Source organism: Streptomyces sp. NPDC022552 (genome assembly GCF_055561875.1).
In genome coordinates this window covers 67,071-86,864 of the sequence record NZ_JBVHGJ010000007.1, presented here as the reverse complement: position 1 = coordinate 86,864, position 19,794 = coordinate 67,071, and the positions used below count along the sequence as shown (strand labels likewise).

16 protein-coding genes are annotated in these 19,794 nt (G+C 72.1%); 10 read left to right on the top strand and 6 right to left on the bottom strand.

Annotated features, from left to right (window positions below; translation table 11 throughout):
- Positions 1–353 precede the first annotated feature (353 nt).
- Positions 354–3,884, top strand: a complete 3,531-nt coding sequence (gene mfd / locus ACZ3OF_RS20050; protein ID WP_361671980.1) for a transcription-repair coupling factor — start codon at positions 354–356, stop codon at positions 3,882–3,884.
- Between the two features lie 88 nt (positions 3,885–3,972).
- On the opposite strand, the gene ACZ3OF_RS20045 is transcribed toward mfd, so the two are convergent.
- Together ACZ3OF_RS20045 and ACZ3OF_RS20040 are read right to left on the bottom strand one after the other, a co-directional pair.
- Positions 3,973–5,250, bottom strand: coding sequence for an SGNH/GDSL hydrolase family protein (locus ACZ3OF_RS20045; protein WP_361671982.1), 1,278 nt, complete (start codon positions 5,248–5,250; stop codon positions 3,973–3,975).
- 146 nt (positions 5,251–5,396) lie between these two features.
- Complete coding sequence (locus tag ACZ3OF_RS20040) at positions 5,397–5,609, bottom strand: antitoxin (protein ID WP_361671985.1); 213 nt, start codon at positions 5,607–5,609, stop codon at positions 5,397–5,399.
- A gap of 121 nt (positions 5,610–5,730) precedes the next feature.
- On the opposite strand from ACZ3OF_RS20040, the gene ACZ3OF_RS20035 reads away from it, so the two are divergent.
- Both ACZ3OF_RS20035 and ACZ3OF_RS20030 read left to right on the top strand, forming a co-directional pair.
- On the top strand, positions 5,731–6,405 hold the full coding sequence (locus ACZ3OF_RS20035; protein ID WP_467305939.1) for an HNH endonuclease family protein: 675 nt from the start codon (positions 5,731–5,733) through the stop codon (positions 6,403–6,405).
- 40 nt (positions 6,406–6,445) lie between these two features.
- The gene (locus tag ACZ3OF_RS20030) at positions 6,446–7,192 is read left to right on the top strand and encodes an N-acetyltransferase (RefSeq protein WP_467305937.1); all 747 of its coding nucleotides are present in this window, start codon (positions 6,446–6,448) and stop codon (positions 7,190–7,192) included.
- Positions 7,193–7,285: 93 nt separating this feature from the next.
- Here ACZ3OF_RS20030 and ACZ3OF_RS20025 read toward each other — a convergent pair whose 3' ends face one another.
- Positions 7,286–8,053 (bottom strand): hypothetical protein, encoded by a 768-nt coding sequence (locus tag ACZ3OF_RS20025; RefSeq protein WP_467305935.1) that lies wholly within the window; start codon positions 8,051–8,053, stop codon positions 7,286–7,288.
- A 119-nt stretch (positions 8,054–8,172) separates the two neighbouring features.
- Entirely contained in the window at positions 8,173–8,964 is a 792-nt protein-coding gene (locus tag ACZ3OF_RS20020) for a DUF4352 domain-containing protein (RefSeq protein ID WP_361671995.1), read from the bottom strand.
- 224 nt (positions 8,965–9,188) lie between these two features.
- Here ACZ3OF_RS20020 and ACZ3OF_RS20015 point away from each other — a divergent pair, with 224 nt between their 5' ends.
- The 4 genes from ACZ3OF_RS20015 (at position 9,189) to ACZ3OF_RS20000 (ending at position 14,031) form a co-directional block, all read left to right on the top strand.
- A complete protein-coding gene (locus tag ACZ3OF_RS20015) occupies positions 9,189–11,261 on the top strand; it encodes an N-6 DNA methylase (protein WP_361671997.1) in 2,073 nt (690 codons plus the stop codon).
- A gap of 109 nt (positions 11,262–11,370) precedes the next feature.
- The gene (locus ACZ3OF_RS20010) at positions 11,371–11,985 is read left to right on the top strand and encodes a hypothetical protein (protein WP_467305932.1); all 615 of its coding nucleotides are present in this window, start codon (positions 11,371–11,373) and stop codon (positions 11,983–11,985) included.
- Positions 11,982–13,502, top strand: a complete 1,521-nt coding sequence (locus ACZ3OF_RS20005; RefSeq protein ID WP_467305930.1) for a protein kinase domain-containing protein — start codon at positions 11,982–11,984, stop codon at positions 13,500–13,502. The genes ACZ3OF_RS20010 and ACZ3OF_RS20005 overlap by 4 nt, the downstream gene beginning before the upstream one ends.
- 121 nt (positions 13,503–13,623) lie before the next feature.
- Positions 13,624–14,031, top strand: a complete 408-nt coding sequence (locus ACZ3OF_RS20000; RefSeq protein WP_361672005.1) for an LppU/SCO3897 family protein — start codon at positions 13,624–13,626, stop codon at positions 14,029–14,031.
- Between the two features lie 121 nt (positions 14,032–14,152).
- Here ACZ3OF_RS20000 and ACZ3OF_RS19995 read toward each other — a convergent pair whose 3' ends face one another.
- Complete coding sequence (locus ACZ3OF_RS19995) at positions 14,153–14,770, bottom strand: hypothetical protein (protein ID WP_467305927.1); 618 nt, start codon at positions 14,768–14,770, stop codon at positions 14,153–14,155.
- Between the two features lie 137 nt (positions 14,771–14,907).
- Between ACZ3OF_RS19995 and ACZ3OF_RS19990 the strand changes: the two genes are divergently transcribed.
- A complete protein-coding gene (locus tag ACZ3OF_RS19990) occupies positions 14,908–15,435 on the top strand; it encodes a GNAT family N-acetyltransferase (RefSeq protein ID WP_361672010.1) in 528 nt (175 codons plus the stop codon).
- 29 nt (positions 15,436–15,464) lie between these two features.
- On the opposite strand, the gene ACZ3OF_RS19985 is transcribed toward ACZ3OF_RS19990, so the two are convergent.
- Entirely contained in the window at positions 15,465–17,870 is a 2,406-nt protein-coding gene (locus ACZ3OF_RS19985; protein ID WP_467305924.1) for a YfhO family protein, read from the bottom strand.
- Between the two features lie 125 nt (positions 17,871–17,995).
- On the opposite strand from ACZ3OF_RS19985, the gene ACZ3OF_RS19980 reads away from it, so the two are divergent.
- Complete coding sequence (locus tag ACZ3OF_RS19980; RefSeq protein ID WP_467306176.1) at positions 17,996–18,982, top strand: glycosyltransferase family 2 protein; 987 nt, start codon at positions 17,996–17,998, stop codon at positions 18,980–18,982.
- Between the two features lie 145 nt (positions 18,983–19,127).
- Entirely contained in the window at positions 19,128–19,772 is a 645-nt protein-coding gene (locus ACZ3OF_RS19975; protein WP_467305923.1) for a SurA N-terminal domain-containing protein, read from the top strand.
- Positions 19,773–19,794: the final 22 nt, after the last annotated feature.

Below are 19,794 nucleotides of genomic sequence, written 5' to 3'. Positions count from 1 at the left end.
CCACGGGCTGTACGGCCCCGGTGGACCGGTCCGGTCCACCGGGGCCGTCACGTGCTCGGACGGACAGGACCGGCGGGCGGACAGGGCCGGCGGGCGGACATGACGGAGCACGGACGGACGGGACCGGCGCGTCGTGGAGCGGGATGCGCCCGCAGGGGCCGTCGAGCCTGCCGAGGCGCCACCCGATCCGCTCTTTTCACCCCTCGGGGTGAAGGCCGTCCCCCGCGCCCGCGTCCCGCCCACGTCGTAGGCTGGTCCCACCCGGCCGCCGCGCCGGGACCCCCGGCCCGTTACACGTGTCGGGCTGTTCGCGTTGCCCGCCCCCGTCGTCCGAACCCGGGATGGAAAGCTCCATGAGCCTGCACGGTCTGCTCGACCTCGTCGTCAAGGACGCGGCCCTCGCCGAAGCGGTCAAGGCCGCGTCCGACGGTCGCCGCACGCACGTGGACCTGGTCGGCCCGCCGGCCGCCCGGCCCTTCGCCGTCGCCGCGCTGGCCCGCGAGGCGGGCCGGACCGTCCTCGCGGTCACCGCGACCGGCCGGGAGGCCGAGGACCTGGCCGCCGCCCTGCGCAGCCTCCTCGACCCGGACACGGTCGTCGACTACCCCTCCTGGGAGACGCTCCCGCACGAGCGGCTCTCACCCCGCTCCGACACCGTCGGCCGGCGCCTCGCCGTGCTGCGCCGCCTCGCCCACCCGTCCGCCGACGACCCGTCCGCCGGCCCGGTCTCCGTCGTCGTCGCGCCCGTACGGTCCGTGCTCCAGCCGCAGGTCAAGGGCCTGGGCGACCTGGAGCCCGTGGCCCTGCGCACCGGGCAGACGGCAGATCTGAACGAGATCGTGGAGGGCCTCGCGGCCGCCGCGTACTCCCGGGTGGAGCTGGTCGAGAAGCGCGGCGAGTTCGCCGTCCGCGGCGGCATCCTGGACGTCTTCCCGCCGACCGAGGAGCACCCGCTCCGGATCGAGTTCTGGGGCGACGACGTCGAGGAGATCCGTTACTTCAAGGTCGCCGACCAGCGCTCCCTCGAGGTCGCCGAGCACGGCCTGTGGGCCCCGCCCTGCCGCGAGCTGCTCCTCACCGACGAGGTGAAGCGGCGCGCCGCCGCCCTCGCGGAGGAGCACCCGGAGCTGGGCGAGCTGCTCGGCAAGATCGCCGAGGGGATCGCCGTCGAGGGCATGGAGTCCCTCGCCCCGGTCCTGGTCGACGACATGGAGCTGCTCCTGGACGTCATGCCGAAGGGCTCGATGGCCGTCGTGTGCGACCCGGAGCGGGTCCGTACGCGCGCCGCCGACCTCGTCGCGACCTCGCAGGAGTTCCTCCAGGCGTCCTGGGCGGCGACCGCGGGCGGCGGCGAGGCGCCGATCGACGTCGGCGCGGCCTCCCTGTGGGGGATCGCGGACGTACGGGACCGGGCACGCGAGCTCGACATGATGTGGTGGTCGGTCTCCCCCTTCGCGGCGGACGAGACGCTGGACGCCGACACGGTGAAGCTGGGCATGCACGCGCCCGAGTCGTACCGCGGCGACACCGCCCGGGCGCTCGCCGACACCAAGGGCTGGCTGGCCGACGGCTGGCGCACGGTCTATGTCACCGAGGCGCACGGCCCGGCGACCCGCACCGTCGAGGTCCTCGGCGGCGAGGGGATCGCGGCGCGGCTCGACGCGGACCTGGCCGAGGTCACCCCGTCGGTCGTCCACGTGGCGACCGGCTCCATCGACTACGGCTTCGTCGACCCGGTGCTCAAGCTCGCCGTCCTCACCGAGACCGACCTGTCCGGCCAGAAGGCGGCCGGCAAGGACGGCCAGCGGATGCCGGCCAAGCGCCGCAAGACGATCGATCCGCTGACCCTGGAGGTCGGCGACTACATCGTGCACGAGCAGCACGGCGTGGGCCGGTACATCGAGATGGTCCAGCGGACCGTGCAGGGCGCCACCCGCGAGTACCTCCTCGTCGAGTACGCCCCGGCCAAGCGCGGCCAGCCCGGCGACCGGCTCTACATCCCGACCGACCAGCTGGAGCAGGTCACCAAGTACGTCGGCGGCGAGGCGCCCACCCTGCACCGGCTCGGCGGCGCGGACTGGACGAAGACGAAGGCGCGCGCGAAGAAGGCCGTCAAGGAGATCGCCGCCGACCTGATCAAGCTGTACAGCGCCCGGATGGCGGCCCCCGGCCACGCCTTCGGCCCCGACACCCCCTGGCAGCGGGAGCTGGAGGACGCCTTCCCGTACGCGGAGACGCCCGACCAGCTGTCCACCATCGCCGAGGTGAAGGAGGACATGGAGAAGACGGTCCCGATGGACCGGCTGATCTGCGGTGACGTCGGTTACGGCAAGACGGAGATCGCGGTCCGCGCGGCGTTCAAGGCGGTCCAGGACGGCAAGCAGGTCGCGGTCCTGGTCCCCACCACGCTCCTCGTCCAGCAGCACTTCGGCACGTTCTCGGAGCGGTACTCGCAGTTCCCCGTCGTCACCCGCGCGCTCTCCCGCTTCCAGACGGACACCGAGTCGAAGGCGACGATGGAGGGTCTGAAGGACGGTTCCGTCGACATCGTGATCGGCACCCACCGCCTGTTCTCCTCGGAGACCAAGTTCAAGGACCTGGGCCTGGTCATCGTCGACGAGGAGCAGCGTTTCGGCGTCGAGCACAAGGAGCAGCTGAAGAAGCTCCGCGCCAACGTCGACGTCCTGACGATGTCCGCCACCCCCATCCCCCGTACGCTCGAAATGGCGGTCACTGGCATCCGCGAGATGTCGACGATCACCACCCCGCCGGAGGAGCGGCACCCGGTCCTCACCTTCGTGGGGCCGTACGAGGAGAAGCAGATCGGCGCGGCCATCCGCCGTGAACTCCTGCGCGAGGGCCAGGTCTTCTACATCCACAACCGGGTCGAGTCGATCGACCGGGCGGCCGCGCGGCTGCGGGACATCGTCCCGGAGGCGCGGATCGCGACCGCCCACGGCCAGATGTCGGAATCGGCCCTCGAGCAGGTCGTCGTCGACTTCTGGGAGAAGAAGTTCGACGTGCTGGTCTCCACGACGATCGTCGAGTCCGGCATCGACATCTCCAACGCCAACACGCTCATCGTGGAGCGCGGTGACAACTTCGGGTTGTCGCAGCTGCACCAGCTCCGTGGCCGTGTCGGCCGTGGGCGCGAGCGCGGGTACGCGTACTTCCTCTACCCGCCGGAGAAGCCGCTGACCGAGACCGCGCACGAGCGGCTCGCGACGATCGCCCAGCACACCGAGATGGGCGCGGGCATGTACGTGGCGATGAAGGACCTGGAGATCCGCGGCGCGGGCAATCTGCTCGGCGGCGAGCAGTCGGGCCACATCGCGGGCGTCGGCTTCGACCTGTACGTACGGATGGTGGGCGAGGCGGTCGCCGACTACCGGGCCTCCCTGGAGGGCGGTGTCGAGGAGGAGCCGCCGCTGGAGGTCAAGATCGAGCTGCCGGTCGACGCGCACGTCCCGCACGACTACGCGCCGGGCGAGCGGTTGCGCCTCCAGGCGTACCGCGCGATCGCCTCCGCCAACACGGAGGAGGACATCAAGGCGGTACGGGAGGAGCTCACCGACCGCTACGGCAAGCTGCCCGAGCCGGTGGAGAACCTGCTCCTGGTCGCCGGGCTGCGGATGCTGGCCCGTGCGTGCGGCGTCGGCGAGATCGTGCTCCAGGGCCCGAACATCCGCTTCGCACCGGTGGAGTTGCGGGAGTCGCAGGAGCTGCGGCTGAAGCGCCTCTACCCGCGGACGGTCATCAAGCCGGCCGTCCACCAGATCCTGGTGCCGCGTCCGACGAGCGGGAAGATCGGCGGGAAGCCGGTGGTGGGGCGCGAACTGCTGGCGTGGACGGGCGAGTTCCTGACCACGATCCTGGGGTCGTGACCACGGTCCGGGGATCGTGACCACGGTCCGGGGGTCGTAGCGGCTCCGGGTCGGCCGTGCCCGCTCCAGGGCACGGCCGACGGGGTGATCAGAGCCGGTCGAGGTCGAGCGCCTCGGCCATCGCCTTGTATCCGGCGTCGCCCGGGTGCAGGTGATCGCCCGAGTCGAACGCCGGGAGCATCCGGTCCGGGTCGGCCGGGTCGGCGACGGCGCGGTCGAAGTCGACCACGGCGTCGTACGCGCCGGAGGTGCGGACCCAGTGGTTGAAGGCGTCCCGCTTGGCCTCGTTGACCGGGGTGTCGTAGAACGAGCCCTTGATCGGGGTCAGCGTCGCGCCGACGACCCTGATGCCCCGGGCGTGGGCCTGGCGGATCAGGGAGCGGTGGCCCTCGATCAGCTGCTCGACCGAGACCTCGGGGGTGGGGCCGCCGGGGAAGGCCGGGCCGCTGCCGCCGAAGTCGTTGATGCCTTCGAGGAGGATGACCGTCCGCACGCCCGGTTCGGTGAGGACGTCCTTCTTGAACCGCTCGATGCCCTTCTCGCCCGCCCAGTTCGTGTCGTTGGTGACCTGGTTGCCGCCGATGCCGTGGTTGAGGACGCCGCGGGGCCTGCCCGCGGCGGCGAAGCGCTCGGCCAGCTCGTCGGGGTAGCGGTTGTTCGCCTCCAGGCCCGAGCCGACGCCGTCGGTGATGGAGTCGCCGAAGGCCACGATGCCGTCCCGGCGGGCGGGAGCGCCGCCGCTCACCTCCAGACCGGAGAGGTAGTACCAGGAGCCGCTGCTCTCCTTGAACGCGGTGGCGGCGCGGTCGGAGCGGTGGTCACCGTCCGCGCGGTAGCTGGTGGCGGACGCCATGTGGTGGAAGGTGGCGGGGCCGGTGGGCGCGGCGAGGTAGAGGGTGACCGTCACCGACTCCAGCGCCTTCACGGTGAACGGCACGCCGTCGCTGTACGCCGTGCCGCCGGCGGGGATCGTCACCGAGCGGCCCTTGCCGAAGGAGAGTTGCCGGACGGAACCGGCCTTCACGGAGGCGCCCTCGTCCGTGCGGGCCACGGTCGCGCCGGTGATCCGCAGCGGGGTCGTGCCGTAACGGTTGGACAGTTCGATCCGGGCCTTGGTGCCGCCGGTGGTGACCCGGACGACCTGGCGGACCGTGTGGTCGGAGAAGCCCGCCTGGGACCAGTTGGGGCCGAAGGGGGCGGTCGGGGCGTGCGGCGAGGCGGCCCAGGCGCCGCGCCATGTGCCGCCGTCGTGCCGGGGTTCGGCGGCCACGGAGCCGCCGAGGGGGAGGGCGGTGAGCGCGGCGGCGGTCAGGACGGCAACGGTCGTACGTCGTAAGGGTGTTGTGATCCGGGTCAAGGTCGTCATGCAGGGGACAATCGGAGATGGGCTCCGGTTATTCCGTGACGTCTGTGACGTGGGTGGTGGCGTGTGCGGACCGGGCGGTCAGGACGCACCGCGGCCGTGGGGCGCGTGTGACGCGCGCCCCACGGCCGGACGTGTGCGGACGAGCCTCAGGTGGTCGGGGGCTGGTCCTGTCCCCGCTGGGGGTCCTGGCCCCGCTGCCTGTCGATGTAGTCCTGGGCCTTCTGCTGACCCTGGTCGACCTGGCCGGCGTGCTTGCCGCCGGTCTTCTGGTCGATCATGTCGCCGCCTCGGTCGACGCCCTGCTGGGCCTTGTCCGGGTGCTGGCCCATCATGCCCTTGAGCTTGTCCATGATCCCCATGATGTGCGCGACTCCTTCGAAAGGGACATACGGCTCATTCGACGCTACGCGCCCCCTGTCGTTTCCGCGCGCCGAACGGCTCAATGGTCTGGACCACGGAGGGTCTGGCTAGGATCCCGGCGTGCTCAGCTATCGCGGGACCTTCCCCCTCGCCGCCCTCGCCTCCGCCGTCCTCATAACCTCCGGCTGTACGCCGTCCCCTGACGACTCCCCGGCCGAGGGCGCCCCCGGCGCGCGCGGCTCCGCCCTCGCCGCCGTGGACACGCTCACCGTCAAGGGCCGCGCCCCCAAGACCGGGTACGACCGGGAGAAGTTCGGCCGGGCCTGGGTCGACGTCGACGGCAACGGCTGCGGCACCCGCGACGACATCCTCAAGCGCGACCTCGCGGACGTCCGCTTCAAGGACGGCCGCTGCAAGGTCGCCTCCGGGGTCCTCGCCGACGACCCGTACACCGGGGACCGCGTCGACTTCGTCCGTGGCCGCAGCAAGGTCGACATCGACCATCTCGTCGCGCTGTCCGACGCCTGGCAGAAGGGCGCGCAGAAGTGGGACGCGGAGAAGCGGCGGCGGTTCGCCAACGACCCGCTCAACCTGCTCGCCGTCGAGGCGAGCGCCAACCGGCGCAAGTCCGACGGGGATGCGGCGACCTGGCTGCCGCCGAACAAGGAGTACCGCTGCACGTACGTCGCCGCGCAGGTCGCGGTGAAGAAGAAGTACGGGGTCTGGGTGACGAGCGGCGAGCGCGACGCGATGAAGAAGGTCCTCGGCCGCTGCCCGGAGCAGAGGCTTCCGTAAATCGTTTCTCCGGGACGCGAACGGTCGTTAGCCTGCGATCATGGAGCTGAACATAACGACCCTCGCCGAGCGCCCCGAACTCGAAGGCCCGATGTGGGCGATGAAGGACCTCTGGCCGGAGTTCACGCTCAACGACCCGGTGGGCTGGTCGCACTACGGCCGGATCGTCGCGGAACTGCCGGAGTACGTCCTCGTCGCCACCGACCCCGAAGGCAAGGTCGTCGCCCGCGCGCTCAGCGTCCCCTTCCAGCTCCACGCCAAGGGCCGCGGCGAACTGCCCGCCACCGGCTGGGACCAAGTGCTGCTCTGGGCGTTCTCCGACCGGCGGCACGGGCGCGTCCCCGACACGGTGAGCGCGATCGAGGTCACCGTGGACACGAGCGCGCTCGGTCAGGGGCTGTCGGCGAAGATGCTCGGCGCCATGCGGGACAACGCCCGGCGTCTGGGCTTCTCGGAGGTCGTCGCCCCGGTCCGCCCCAACGGCAAGCACCTGGAGGCCGCGTCCTCCATCCACGAGTACGCCTTCCGTACGCGCGAGTCGGACGGTCTGCCCCAGGACCCGTGGCTGCGCGTCCACGTCCGCGCCGGCGCCACGGTGGAGGCCGTCTGCCCGGCCTCGATGACCGTCGCCGCCTCGGTGGAGCAGTGGCGTGCCTGGACCGGTCTGCCGTTCGACACGGACGGCCCGGTGGAGGTCGAGGGCGCGCTGGTCCCGGTGCACTGCGAGCTCTCCCGCGGCTACGCGGTCTACGTCGAGCCGAACGTGTGGGTCCGCCACACGCTGTGAACAGCGGCACCCTGTGAACAGCGCGAAGGGTGTGACGGCCGCCCCCCTCCGGTGGCCGTCACACCCTCGCTGCCGCGCCCGCGTCCGTGCGGGTCAGCCGGTCTTCTCCTCGGACACCACGTCCTTGGCCGCAGGCGCCTTCGCCTCGACCGGCTTGCCGTAGTCGGTGAACGTCATCGTCCCCGGCTCCTCGCCGCCCGCCGTCACGACCTTCAGGATGTGCGGCTCTCCCTGCGTCGCCACGTAGAGCGTCGTCGTCTCGCCGCCGGACTTCTCCGTGAGCGTCAGCGCCTTCTTGCCGCCGACGGTCGTCTCCTTGCCCTTGGCCGCGAAGTTGATCCCCTGCTCGAAGTCGCCGAGGAGCGACTCCAGATCGCAGAGTTCCAGGTTGTCCTTGGCGTCCGGGTCGGTCACCGGCGTCTTCACCCAGCGGCCCTTCAGCTCCTTGAGGATCGCCGCCTGGACCTCGGCCGGCTCGCCCTCCCCCTGGGCCCGCAGGAACGCCTCGTCGAAGCGGAGGTAGACGTCCTTGTCGTCGGCCTTGATCAGCTCGGCCGTGCCCGTCGTGCCGACGGTCAGGGTGCCGGCGCACTTCCCGCCGGTGTCCATCGCGAGGTACGCCTTCATCGGCCCGTCGGTCGTCTTCGTGGCGAGGTCGAGGGTCAGGGAATCGGCCTTCTTCGTCGCGGCGATCGCCTTGTTGGCGATCTGAGGTCCGGTCAGGTCCCCGAAGGGGCCGGACGCGGCGGCCTTCGTGTCGTCGGAGAAGGGGCCGCAGGCGGTGGCGCCGAGCGCGACCGTGGCGCAGAGCACGGAGACGAGGGCCGTGCGACGGGTTCGGGGGCGGCGGGCGGCAGACATGGTGGGTTCTCCGGGGGTGGGGAGGATGGCGGGCGTACGAAGGGCTGAGCGGTGGGGGGGTGCGGCGGGGCCGGCGGTGCCGGGTGCGGCGGGGTGAGGCGGAGGCGGGGGCCGGAAGGTCAGCCGACCTTCAGCTCCCACTGGGAGGCCTCGTGGTCCAGGCTGGCGCTGACCTCGACCGTGAGGTCCTTCGCGTCCTTCGCGGCGTCGAAGGCGTAGACGACCGTGGACTTCTTGCCGGGCAGGATGGTGCCGCTGAAGCCGGTGCCGACCTTGTCGTCGTAGATCTGCTCGGCGGTCACGCCCTCCTTGCCGGCGCGGGCGGTCACCGTCGCCAGCGCGGCGTCGAACTTCTCCGTGCCGCCGTTCTCGATGACGACGGTCACCTGGTACGCCTTGTTGCCCTTGGTGTGGCCGGACGCGAACTCGCCGGGCTTGTACTCCTTGGCCTCGGAGACCGTGACCTTGATGTCGTCGTAGATCGCGGTGTCACCGGCGGCGAGGCCCTTGCCGACGTTCTCCTTGCCCGCGCCCCCCTTGCCCGTGCTGCTCGACGGGTCCTTCGGGGCGGACTCCTCGATGACCTTGTCGAGCTCGTTCACCGCGTCGTTCACGACGGTGTACGTGATGACCGCACCGACCACCGAGAGGATCAGGGCCGCGAGGCCGAGGACCGCACCGGTCGTCGTCACGCCCTTGTTGCTCGCCTCGCCGCGCTTCACCCGGCCTCTGCCCGCGAGACCGAGGATCAGCGCGATCAGGCCGAGGATGCCGGCCAGCCAGAAGAGCAGCGGGATGACGCCGGAGATCGTGCCGATGATGCCGAGGACCAGCGCCGCGGTGCCGAGCCCGTTGCGCACGGCCACGTGCGGGACCTGCGGGACCTGCGGGGTCTGGGTGTCGTACGACATGGGTGTCCTCCCGGACATGACGTGCCGATGGTTGACCGAGGCCCTTCCGGACCCCGTGGAGCGATGAATCAATAACAGCAGAGCCTGTGAACCGAGTCAACACGGTTCACGGGATTTGAATCGGCTCACGCTGTGAAAGGGTGGGTCTTGCGTTCATCGGTAAGATCCGGGGTCACAGCACGGGTACGCGGGGAATCGTGCGGACAGCCAAGGGAGGCAGCCAGGTGCCGGAGCACGCAGCAGAGGTGACCGCCGCCGGGATCGCCCGGCTCGCCGGAGTCGGACGGGCCGCGGTGAGCAACTGGCGGCGCCGCCACGCCGACTTCCCCCGGCCCGTCGGGGGCACGGAGACCAGCCCCTCCTTCGCCCTCGCCGACGTCGAGCGCTGGCTCCGCGCCCAGGGCAAGCTCGCCGAGGTCCCCCTGCGCGAGCGCGTCTGGCAGCAGATCGCCGGCCATCCGGCGGGCGCCGTCACCGCCCTCGCCCAGGCGGGCTCCGTCCTGCTGCTCGTACGGGACCGCTCCACCGCCTGGCCGACGCTCGCCGCCGTCTCCGACGAACGGCTCGCCGAGACCCTGCCGGTCGCCCTGGAAGAGGTCCTCACCGAACGCTTCGGCGTCGAGCGGGCGGTCCGTACGCCAGCCGCTGCCGAACTGGCCCCCGCCGTACCCCTCCTGCGCGGGGCAGCGGACCTCGCGGCCGAGATCGGCGCCCGCCAGGCCTTCGAGTTCCTGCTCGGCCGCCACCTCGACGCCAACCCGCGCCAGTACACGCTGACCCCGCCCGGCCCCGCCGCCCTGATGGCCGCGCTCGCCGCCCCCGGCGCGGGCCCCCGCCCCACGGTCCTCGACCCGGCCTCCGGCACCGGCGGTCTGCTCCGCGCCGTCGACCACCCCGGCGCCCTGCACGGCCAGGACGCCGACCCCGACCTGGCCGCGCTCACCGCCCTGCGCCTCGCCCTCGCCTCCGACGCCGACATCCGCGTACGCACCGGGGACAGCCTGCGCGCCGACGCCTTCCCGCACCTCACGGCGGACACCGTGCTCTGCCACCCGCCGTTCAACGAGCGCAACTGGGGCCACGACGAACTGGCCTACGACCCCCGCTGGGAGTACGGCTTCCCGGCCCGTACGGAATCCGAACTGGCCTGGGTCCAGCACGCCCTGGCACGGCTCCGCCCCGGCGGCACCGCCGTCCTGCTCATGCCGCCCGCCGCCGCCTCCCGCCGCTCCGGCCGCCGCATCCGCGCCGACCTCCTGCGCAGGGGCGCCCTGCGGGCCGTCGTCGCCCTGCCCGCCGGCGCGGCCCCGCCGTACGGCATCCCGCTCCACCTGTGGGTGCTGCGCAAGCCGGCCCCCGGCGCCACCCCCTCCCCGGAGCTCCTGGTCGTCGACACGACCGGCGACCACATCGGCGGCGCGGGCCGGGACAAGCTCGACTGGCAGGCCGTCCACACCGCCGTCCTCGACGCCTGGCTGCCCTTCGACAGGCAGGGCACCGTCACCGAGACCCCCGGCGCGAGCAGGGCCGTGCCCGTCATCGAACTCCTCGACGACGACGTCGACCTGGCCCCCGCCCGCCATCTGCCGCCCCCGGCCGCGGGCGGCGGCGCCGGAGAACTCCTCGCGGTCCGCGACCGGCTGGCCGAGACCCTGGGCCGTACCGTCACGCTCACCCCGCCCCCCGCGCTGCCCGCGGACACCGCCGCCGACCCGGCCGCGGCCGCCCGGCCCACCGGCGTCACCGTCGGCGAACTGGCCCGCACCGGCGCCCTCGAACTGCGCGCCGGCGGCACCGGCACGGCCTCCTTCACCGGCGCCCCCCTCCGGGTCCTCGGCGAGAACGACGTCTTCTCCGCCCAGCCGCCCTCCGGATCCCTCCCCGACGGCGCCCCCGAGGAGCCCGTCGTCCTCGCCGAGGGCGACGTCGTCGTCCCCGTCCTCGGCGGCGGCTCCCTGGCCCGGGTCGTCGACGCGACCACCGCAGGGGCCGCCCTCGGCCGCAACCTCCAGCTCCTGCGCCCCGACCCCGCCGCGCTCGACCCCTGGTTCCTGGCCGGGTTCCTGCGCGGCACCGCCAACACCCGTCAGGCCAGCAGCTACGCCTCCACCGCCACCCGGCTCGACGTCCGCCGCCTCCAGCTCCCGCGCCTGCCGCTCGCCGAACAGCAGCGGTACGGGGAGCGGTTCAGGGCCCTCGCCGAGTTCGAGGACGCGCTGCGGCTCGCGGGCCGGCTCGGGGAGCAGCTGGTGCAAGGGCTGTACGACGGGCTGGCGGACGGCACGGTGGCGCCCTGAGCGGTGGCACCGTGATCGGTCCGGCAACGGTTCGGTACATCCCCGAGCCGTTGTCCCCGTCGGTGTATACGCTCGTCTCCGCAACCGAACCGAACGCACAGGAGCAGGAATGTACGGCCACGGCTATGTGCCTCCGCCACCACCGCGTGCCCTTCCGGCGTCGGTGATCGTGCTCCGCGTGCTCTTCGCCATGCTGCCGCTGTTCAGCATCGGGTTCCTGACGTGGGGGACGATGATCCGGCTCGCCGTCGTGACCCGTCGTACGCTCGACTGGATCCTGTGCGGGGTCTCCGCGGCCGTCATGATCACCGGCATGGTGCTGCTGCCGGAGGACATCGAGACGACGCAGGCGGACGTCGCCATGGGGATGATCCTCCTCAACGCGGCGGCGTTCACGGTCTACTTCCTGGTCGTCGACATCAAGCACGACAAGGTCCGCCTCGGTCTCGTGTCCCCGGCTGCCGCCGGCGCGTACAGCCCGTACGGGACGACCGTGCCGCGACCCCAGACCGGTTACGGCTACCCCCGGCAGGCTGTGCCGCCCCAGCCGGCCGTCCCGCCGCAGGCCCAGCCGCAGCCGCAGCACCAGCCCCCGCACCAGCCGGTCCAGACCCCTCAGCCCGCGCCCCGGATCGACCAGGTCCGCGCCGAGCTGGACGAGCTGAGCGACCTCCTCCGCAAGGAGCCGAAGGACCAGAGGGACCCGCGAGAGGGCGGTCGGTGAACGGACGCGTCATCGGCGGGCGGTACGAGCTGTCCACCGTCATCGGCCAGGGCGGCATGGGCCAGGTCTGGACGGCGTACGACGGACGGCTCGACCGCCGTGTCGCCGTCAAGCTGCTCCGCCCCGCCACCATGACCGGCCCCGCCACCGCCGCCGAGGAGCTGCGCCGCCGCTTCGTGCGCGAGTGCCGGGTCACGGCCCAGGTCGACCACCCGGGCCTGGTCACCGTCCACGACGCGGGCAGCGACGGGGACGACCTCTACCTCGTGATGCAGTACGTCGACGGCGCGGACCTCGCCGACCATCTCGCCGAGCACGACCCGTACCCCTGGGAGTGGGCCGTCTCCGTCGCCGCCCAGCTGTGCGCGGTGCTCGCCGCCGTGCACGCGGTGCCGATCGTCCACCGCGACCTGAAGCCGCGGAACGTGATGGTGCGTCCGGACGGCACGGTGACCGTCCTCGACCTCGGTGTGGCCTCCGTCCTGGACACCGACACCACCCGTCTCACCCACACCGGTTCGCCGATCGGCAGCCCGGCCTACATGGCGCCCGAGCAGGCCATGGGCGGCGCTGTCGGCCCGTACACCGATCTGTACGCGCTCGGCGTCCTGCTCCACGAACTCCTCAGCGGCAACGTCCCGTTCGCCGGATCCACCGCGCTCGGTGTGCTGCACCGGCACCTGTACGAGCCGCCGCTGCCGGTCCGCCAGCTGCGCCCCGAGGTGCCGGAGGCCCTGGAGGCGCTGGTGCTGCGGCTGCTCACCAAGGACCCGCAGCACCGCCCCGCAGGCGCGCACGAGGTGTACGAGGCCCTGCTGCCGATGCTTCCCGCGCGCGGCGCCCCGGCCGGGCCGCTCGACCCGACGCGCCCCTTCCTGCGCCCGCACGCGCCCTGGCCCGACCGCGCCTCCACCCCGCCCCCGCCGGTGGCCCCTCCGGTGCCGCCGCCGGTCGCCCGCCCGGACGTGGCCGCCACGGTCGACGAGGTCAAGCGGCTGCTCGGCGAGGGCTCCCTGACCCGCGCCGTCGACCTGCTCGGATCCATCCTGCCCGCGGCCGCCGCGGAGCACGGCGAGCACTCGCCGGTCGTCCGCATCCTGCGCAAGCAGTACGCGACGACGCTCATGGACGACGGCCAGTACCGCCGCGCCCTCCCGGAGCTCCGCCGGCTCGCGGAGGACCGCACGGCGGAGTCCGGCCCGGCCGACCCGCAGACCCTGCAGTTCCGTTACGAGGCGGCGCAGTGTCTGGAGCAGCTGGGGGAGACGGCCGCCGCGCTGACGGAGTACCGGTCCCTGCTCCCGTTCGTCGAACACGGCGCGGACCAGAGCCGGTTCTTCGACATCCGACGCCGGATCGGCAACCTGCTCCTGGCGATGGGCGACCACACGGCGGCCCATCAGCAGCTCCAGGGACTCCTGTACGACACGGAACGGGCATACGGCCCTTATCACGCGCTTCCGACGGACCTGCGCCGGGCGCTGGCGCGCCAGCAGCAGATGGGCCGCTTCGCCTGACGGGGCGCCAGAATCACGAGTCCACAACTGATGAGGAAGTGGATCTTCCGGGTCCGTTTTGCCCTTTCCGTGCGCTGTAGCGTTCGCGTCTGATCATGTTCACGTCCCCAAGGAATCCCTCATGACGACGCAGCCGCCCGCCTCCCCCGAGCAGCCCATCGCGCCCGCCGAGCAGCCCCTGGCACCCGCCGAGCCGGCGAAGAAGAAGCGCAGCATAGGCAAGACGATCCTGAGCGTCGTCGTGGCCATCGCCGCGATCCTGTTCTGGAAGCTCGGTCTCCCGTACCTGACGGGTGAGGCGCCCGTGTCCGCCAAGGTCGGCGAGTGCGTGACGGTGACCGGCCCGGACAACGACCCCGAGGTCAGCACCAAGCCCTGCGGCGAGAAGGTGCCCGACCTCTACAAGGTCGTGAAGGTCGTCGACGACACCTTCGACGTGGAGAAGTGCGGCGACGCGGGTGAGGTCGCCCTCGCGCAGCAGCTGGAGTCGTACAAGTTCGTCCTCTGCCTGAACCCCGTCAAGAACTGACGCGTGTCCATGTGAAGGGGGCCGGACCCGGCGGGGTCCGGCCCTTTCGCGATGACGAACCGAACCCCGAGCCGGACCCGGAGGCCTCGGAACCCGAGCCCGATCCCCGGACGGCCCGGCATCAGGATGTGGGCGCGTCCAGCTGCGGCGCCGGCCGCACCTCGGTGACGCTCACGCCCTCCGGAGCGCCGAACGCCTCGACCATGACGCCGTTGTCGATGTCGGTCACCTCCAGAGCCACGTGCTCGGCTCCCACGCGAAGGTCGAGCCTTGCCACGGGCTCCCCCGAGAAGTCCGGCATACGGTGGATCCGCGCCGCCGGGTAGTTCAGGCTCGCCAGCTTCTGCCGCAACTGCTCGTACGTGGCCGTGTCCGCCCCCGCGAACGCCCTGCTGATGCGCAGGCGGTGCCTCTGTGCGACGCACTCCTCTGTCGAGGTCAGCGGCACCGCGTCGACCAGGACGGGCAGGGTGGAGTCGGGGGTCGGCTCCACTGCCGTGGTGTCGACCCCGGAGGGCGACGCCACGCCATCGACGCCGCTGGAGACGTCGGGGGCACAGCTCTGCGAGAAGAGGTCCGCCATCTCGAGGAACCGTGCCTCCATGGCGTCGCTCGCTGCGGCGGTGTTGACCATGGAGGTCTGATCGGCGGTGGCGTTCTGCGAGCCGAAGCCGGCCAGGACGACGGCGCCGCCGAGCGCGGCCGCCAGCAGGGACTTCGGGAAGAGGTTCGATCGCATGTCCGCACTCTGCAGGTTGCTGACAACCGCCGACATGAGCACCCGTACTCAATCCGATGGGTATCAGGCGCAGTTCAGGTTTCGGCGTGTGGGCCGGAGGCCCGCACCCCTGCGGCCGGAGGCGGATACTCGTTCGGGTGACCCTTGATACCGAGAGCCTCCCTACCCCCCGGCTCGCCCTCCTTCCCCTGGCCGTTGCGCATGCCGGGGAGATGGCCGGAGTGCTCGGCGACCCCGGGCTCCACACCTTCATCGGCGGTGCGCCGCCCACCGTGCCGGAGCTCCGTGCCCGCTACGAGCGCCAGACGGCGGGATCGCCCGAGGACGGCGTCACCTGGTGCAACTGGGTCGTCCGGCTCCGGGAGGGGGACGAGGGGCCGCTCGTCGGTACGGTCCAGGCGACCCTCCACCGCGCCGGGACCGCCGAGATCGCCTGGGTCGTCGGGACGCCCTGGCAAGGGCGCGGGATCGCCACCGAGGCCGTCCGGGGGATGGTCGCCCGGCTCACCGAGCACGGCGTGCGGACGTTCGTCGCGCACATCCACCCCGACCACGCCGCGTCCGCCGCCGTCGCCACCGCCGTCGGGCTCATGCCCACCGGGGAGCGGCACGAGGGCGAGGTCCGCTGGCGGCTCGACGTCACGTCGAACCGGACGACGGCCTGATCGCGGCCTGACGGCGATCTGGCTCCGGCTCAGCCCGTCCGCACCGGCGCGTCCGCCCGCACGTCCGTCTCCGGTGGGGCTTTCGAAGAGGAGCCCCCCTGTCGTCCCTGCCGTCCGCGGCGGGCCGACCACCACACCCATCCCGCCACCAGCACCGCCGCTCCGGCGCCCAGGCCCAGGCCCGCTCGCAGGCCCGGCGGGCGGAAGTAGCAGCTCACCGACGTCCGGCCGGCGAGCGGCACGGCCACCAGGCCCCCGTACGAAGCCGCCGGGCGGCCCTCGCAGCTCCATCCCGCGATCCTCGGGGCCGCGATCAGCGCCGTCCCCCTCGTCCCCGGCGGGAGTTCCGCGCGGATACCGCTGTCGGTGACGTCGACCGAGGTCGCCGCCTTCGCGCGCAGGCCCTCCACCGCCGCCGTCAGCCGCCCCCGGTCCAGACAGCCGACCTCGTGGTCACCGCCGCGTTCGCCCTTCAGGGCCACGACCGTGCCCGCCGTCTCCTGAACGCCCAGGGAGGTCAGCGCGGCCCGCCGCTTCGGCATCTGGCCGCTCATCCTCACCGGCGCGCCGCCCGCGCCGAGCCGGGCCGTCCCCCTGAAGTCGGGGGCCCAGAGAAAGACTTCGCTGCCGACCGGACAGGCCGCCTTCCCCGGCAGCGTGTACACCGACGAGCCGAGCAGCATCTCCTGGTTGCGGAACGGAGAGGCCCCGTACCGCGGTACGGCCGCTCCCTCCGGACGTACCGTCACCAGCGGCAGCACCGCGTCCGTCCGTACCACCCGGTCGCCCCGCCACCGCGCGCCGACGCCGAACAGCGCGTCCGTCACCGGGTTGTCCAGGCTCTGCAGATTGCGCCCGCGCGAGGTCCAGCCGCCGCCGAGCGAGGCCAGCGTCTCCGTCAGCACCGTCGGCGTGTGACTGCTGTAGTACGCGGCGCCCTGGCCGCCGAAGAGCATCGGCTCGTTGCCGGTGATCTGCTCGCGGCCGGAGTCGGTGCGGTACGCCGGCCAGCCGTCGGCCTCGGCGAGCGCCGCCGTCCGCCGGTCCTGTTCCGCGCCCCAGGCCGGATAGTCGTCCAGCCGGCCGAGCCGCTCCCGGTCCGCGTACGCCGTGGTCGCCGCCGCCTGCCCGACGAGCGCTCCGGCCAGGAGCGCCGCCGCGACCACCGGGAGCCTCCCGCGCGCGGCCAGCCACAGCGCGCCCGCCGCCGCGGCCAGTCCGAGGGCGAACAGCGGGTACGACCAGCCGGTCACCAGCTCGCTGGCGACCGCGCCGACCCCGACCGCCGCCACCACGCCGACGCCGCCGAGCAGCGCGCGCCGCCCGGGCCAGCCGTACGAGAGGACGGTCCAGGCGGCGAGGACCAGGACTCCGGAGAAGACGAACGTCTGCCGGTACGGGCTGCCGTTCGGGGTGGCGAAGACATGCCACACCAGATGCGTCGGCGCCCACTGCAGCGACAGCGCGACCGCTATCGCGAACCCGGCCCACAGCCACCGTTCCCGGCGCGGCACCTTCCGGTGGAACAGCAGCGCCCCGGCGAGCAGCAGGGTGCCGGTGCCCACGAACGCGGCGGGGGTGTAGAAGCCGTACGTCGCCGGGAGCAGCCGCGCGAGGAAGTCCGGCCAGCCGGCCGCCCGGAACTCGTTCGTCCAGCCCGGGTACGCGTGCGTGGAGCCGAGGAACACCGGTACGAGGACCGGCGCGGCGAGCCCGATCCCGAGCAGCACGGTCGCCATCGCCCGGACCACCACCCGGACGCGCAGCTCGCGAGCGGCCGCGAGCCGGACCAGGAGCACGAGGGCGGCTCCGATGGTCGCCATGTACGCGGTGTAGAAGTTGCCCACCCAGCACAGCGCGACGACCAGTGGACCGAGCAGCGGGCGGCGGCCCTGCCGTGCCCACTCGCCGACCATGACCAGCAGCGGGAAGGCGATCAGCCCGTCGAGCCACATCGGGTTGTACGTGGCCTCGATGACCGACCAGCCGCACAGTCCGTACGACGCGCCGAGCACCGCCGCCGCCCACCAGGGGCCGGGCCGCAGCCGCAGCAGCGCCACCGTCATGGCGGCCGCGGCGGCGGCCGTCTTCAGGACGGTGACGGCGTAGACCGCGTACTCGATGTCCTCGCGCGGGAAGAGCGCCACGAGCAGTGCGAAGGGGCTGCCCAGATACGTCCCGAGGTCGGGCAGGAAGCTGGTGCCCCAGCCGGACTGCCAGTTGAGGAGCAGCCCGCCGTCCCCCCGTCCGTGCAGCAGGTCCCACAGGTGGGCGTGGTACGGGACGAACTGGTTGGCCAGGTCGTTGACGCTCCGGCGTTCCGGACCGAAGGGGAACGTACGGGCGACTGCGTCGCCCGCGAACACCGCGAGGACGGTGAGGAACGAGGCGAGGCCGGCGGACCGGCCCACGGCCGGTCTGGTCTGAGCAGGCATGATGGTGTGAATATGCCAGTACGGAACACGAAATGGTGATCGAGCAGGGCCAGTTCACCGAATGGTCGCCTGGCCGTCATGTCTCGAATCGGCCGGAGACATCCGAGTGGGCTGTCGTGTCCTTCGTGCTGCTCTCGATCGTGGTCCCGTGTTTCAACGAAGAGGAGATCATCGGTCGCTTCCACGACCATGTGACCGCCGAACTCTCCGCTTTCGACGGAGAATTCGAGCTGGTCTATGTGGACGACGGAAGTCACGACCGGACTCTCCCTCTCCTGGAGGGGATCGCCGCCTCCGACCCCCGCGCCCGTTACGTCTCCTTCAGCCGGAACTTCGGCAAGGAGGCCGCGATGCTGGCCGGCCTCCAGCACGCCGAGGGCGACGCGGTCGTCATCATGGACGCCGACCTCCAGCACCCGCCGGAGCTCGTGCACCGCATGGTGGCCCTGCACGCCGAGGGGTACGACCAGGTCATCGCCCGGCGCACCCGCAAGGGCGACCGGGTCACCCGCACCATGACGGCGCGCCTCTACTACTGGGCGATCAACCGGCTGGTCGACGTCGAGCTGGTGGACGGCGTCGGCGACTTCCGGCTGCTTTCGCGCCGTACCGTCGACGCGATCCTCGAACTCACCGAGTACAACCGTTTCTCCAAAGGCCTTTTCGCCTGGGTCGGATTCCGCACCACCACATTCGAGTACGAGAATGCGGTGCGCGAGCAGGGCCGCTCGAAATGGACCTTCGGAAAGCTGCTCAACTACGGACTCGACGGGCTGCTCTCCTTCAACAACAAGCCGCTGCGGGCCGCCGTCTACCTGGGAATGATCCTGGTCTCGGTGGCGCTGGCGTATGCCGCCTGGATCGTCGGCGACGCGCTGGTGAACGGCGTGGACACCCCCGGATACGTCACGCTGCTCGTCATCGTCACGGCGCTCGCCGGCGTCCAGATGGTGATGCTCGGGCTCGTCGGCGAGTACGTCGGACGCATCTACTACGAGGTGAAGCGGCGGCCGCACTTCCTGGTGAAGGCCACGAACGCCGATGTTCCCCGGCCCAGGGCCGCCACCAGCCGAACCGTTACGTCGTTGGTCGAGACAGTCACGACGAAGTAGTGGCCGCGAAGGAGTGGCCCAGGCTCCGGTGACTGCCTAACATCGATCACCGCAAGGTCGTTCCACCCGCCCGTCACCCGACCACCACCCCTCAACGAGGCGCTTCGCGCCGCACCTGCTGAATGACCCACGCCGGGAGGCTCCTTTGCACCGCCGCACTGCGCTCTCCGTCTCCGCCGCGCTCCTCGTCGCGGCGCCGCTGCTCACCGCCTGCGGCGGTGAGGCCCACCCAGGGGCGGCGGCCGTCGTCGACGGCGAACGGATCGAGGTGTCCAGTCTCCAGGCGCAGGTACGGGACGTACGGACCGCGCAGGAGGCCTCGCCGCAGGCGGCGCAGCTGATCGAGGCCACCGGTGACCTCAGCCGCGAGAAGCTCAACGTGATGATCTTCGACCGGGTGGTGGACCGGGTCGCCGAGGACAACGGGATCACGGCCTCGCGCGCCGAGATCCAGAAGGCCAGGGACGAGTTCACCCAGCAGAGCGGCGGCCGGGAGCAGCTCGCCGCGACGCTGCTCCAGCAGCAGGGCGTCGCGCCGGACCAGATCGACGGGGTCGTCCGCCGCACGGTCCTGATGAACAAGATCGCCGCCAAGCTGGGCATCGCGAACACCCCCGCGGGTCAGAAGAAGCTCACCGAGGTCTTCACCGCCGCCTCCAAGGACCTCGACATCGATGTGAACCCGCGCTTCGGCGCGTGGGACGACGACAAGATCCAGCTGGGCACCTTCACGGCCCCCTGGGTGCGCCAGATCAGCCAGGACCCCGCGGCCGCCGAAGCGGGTGCGTAGCCGCCACGGCGTCCACGTAAGG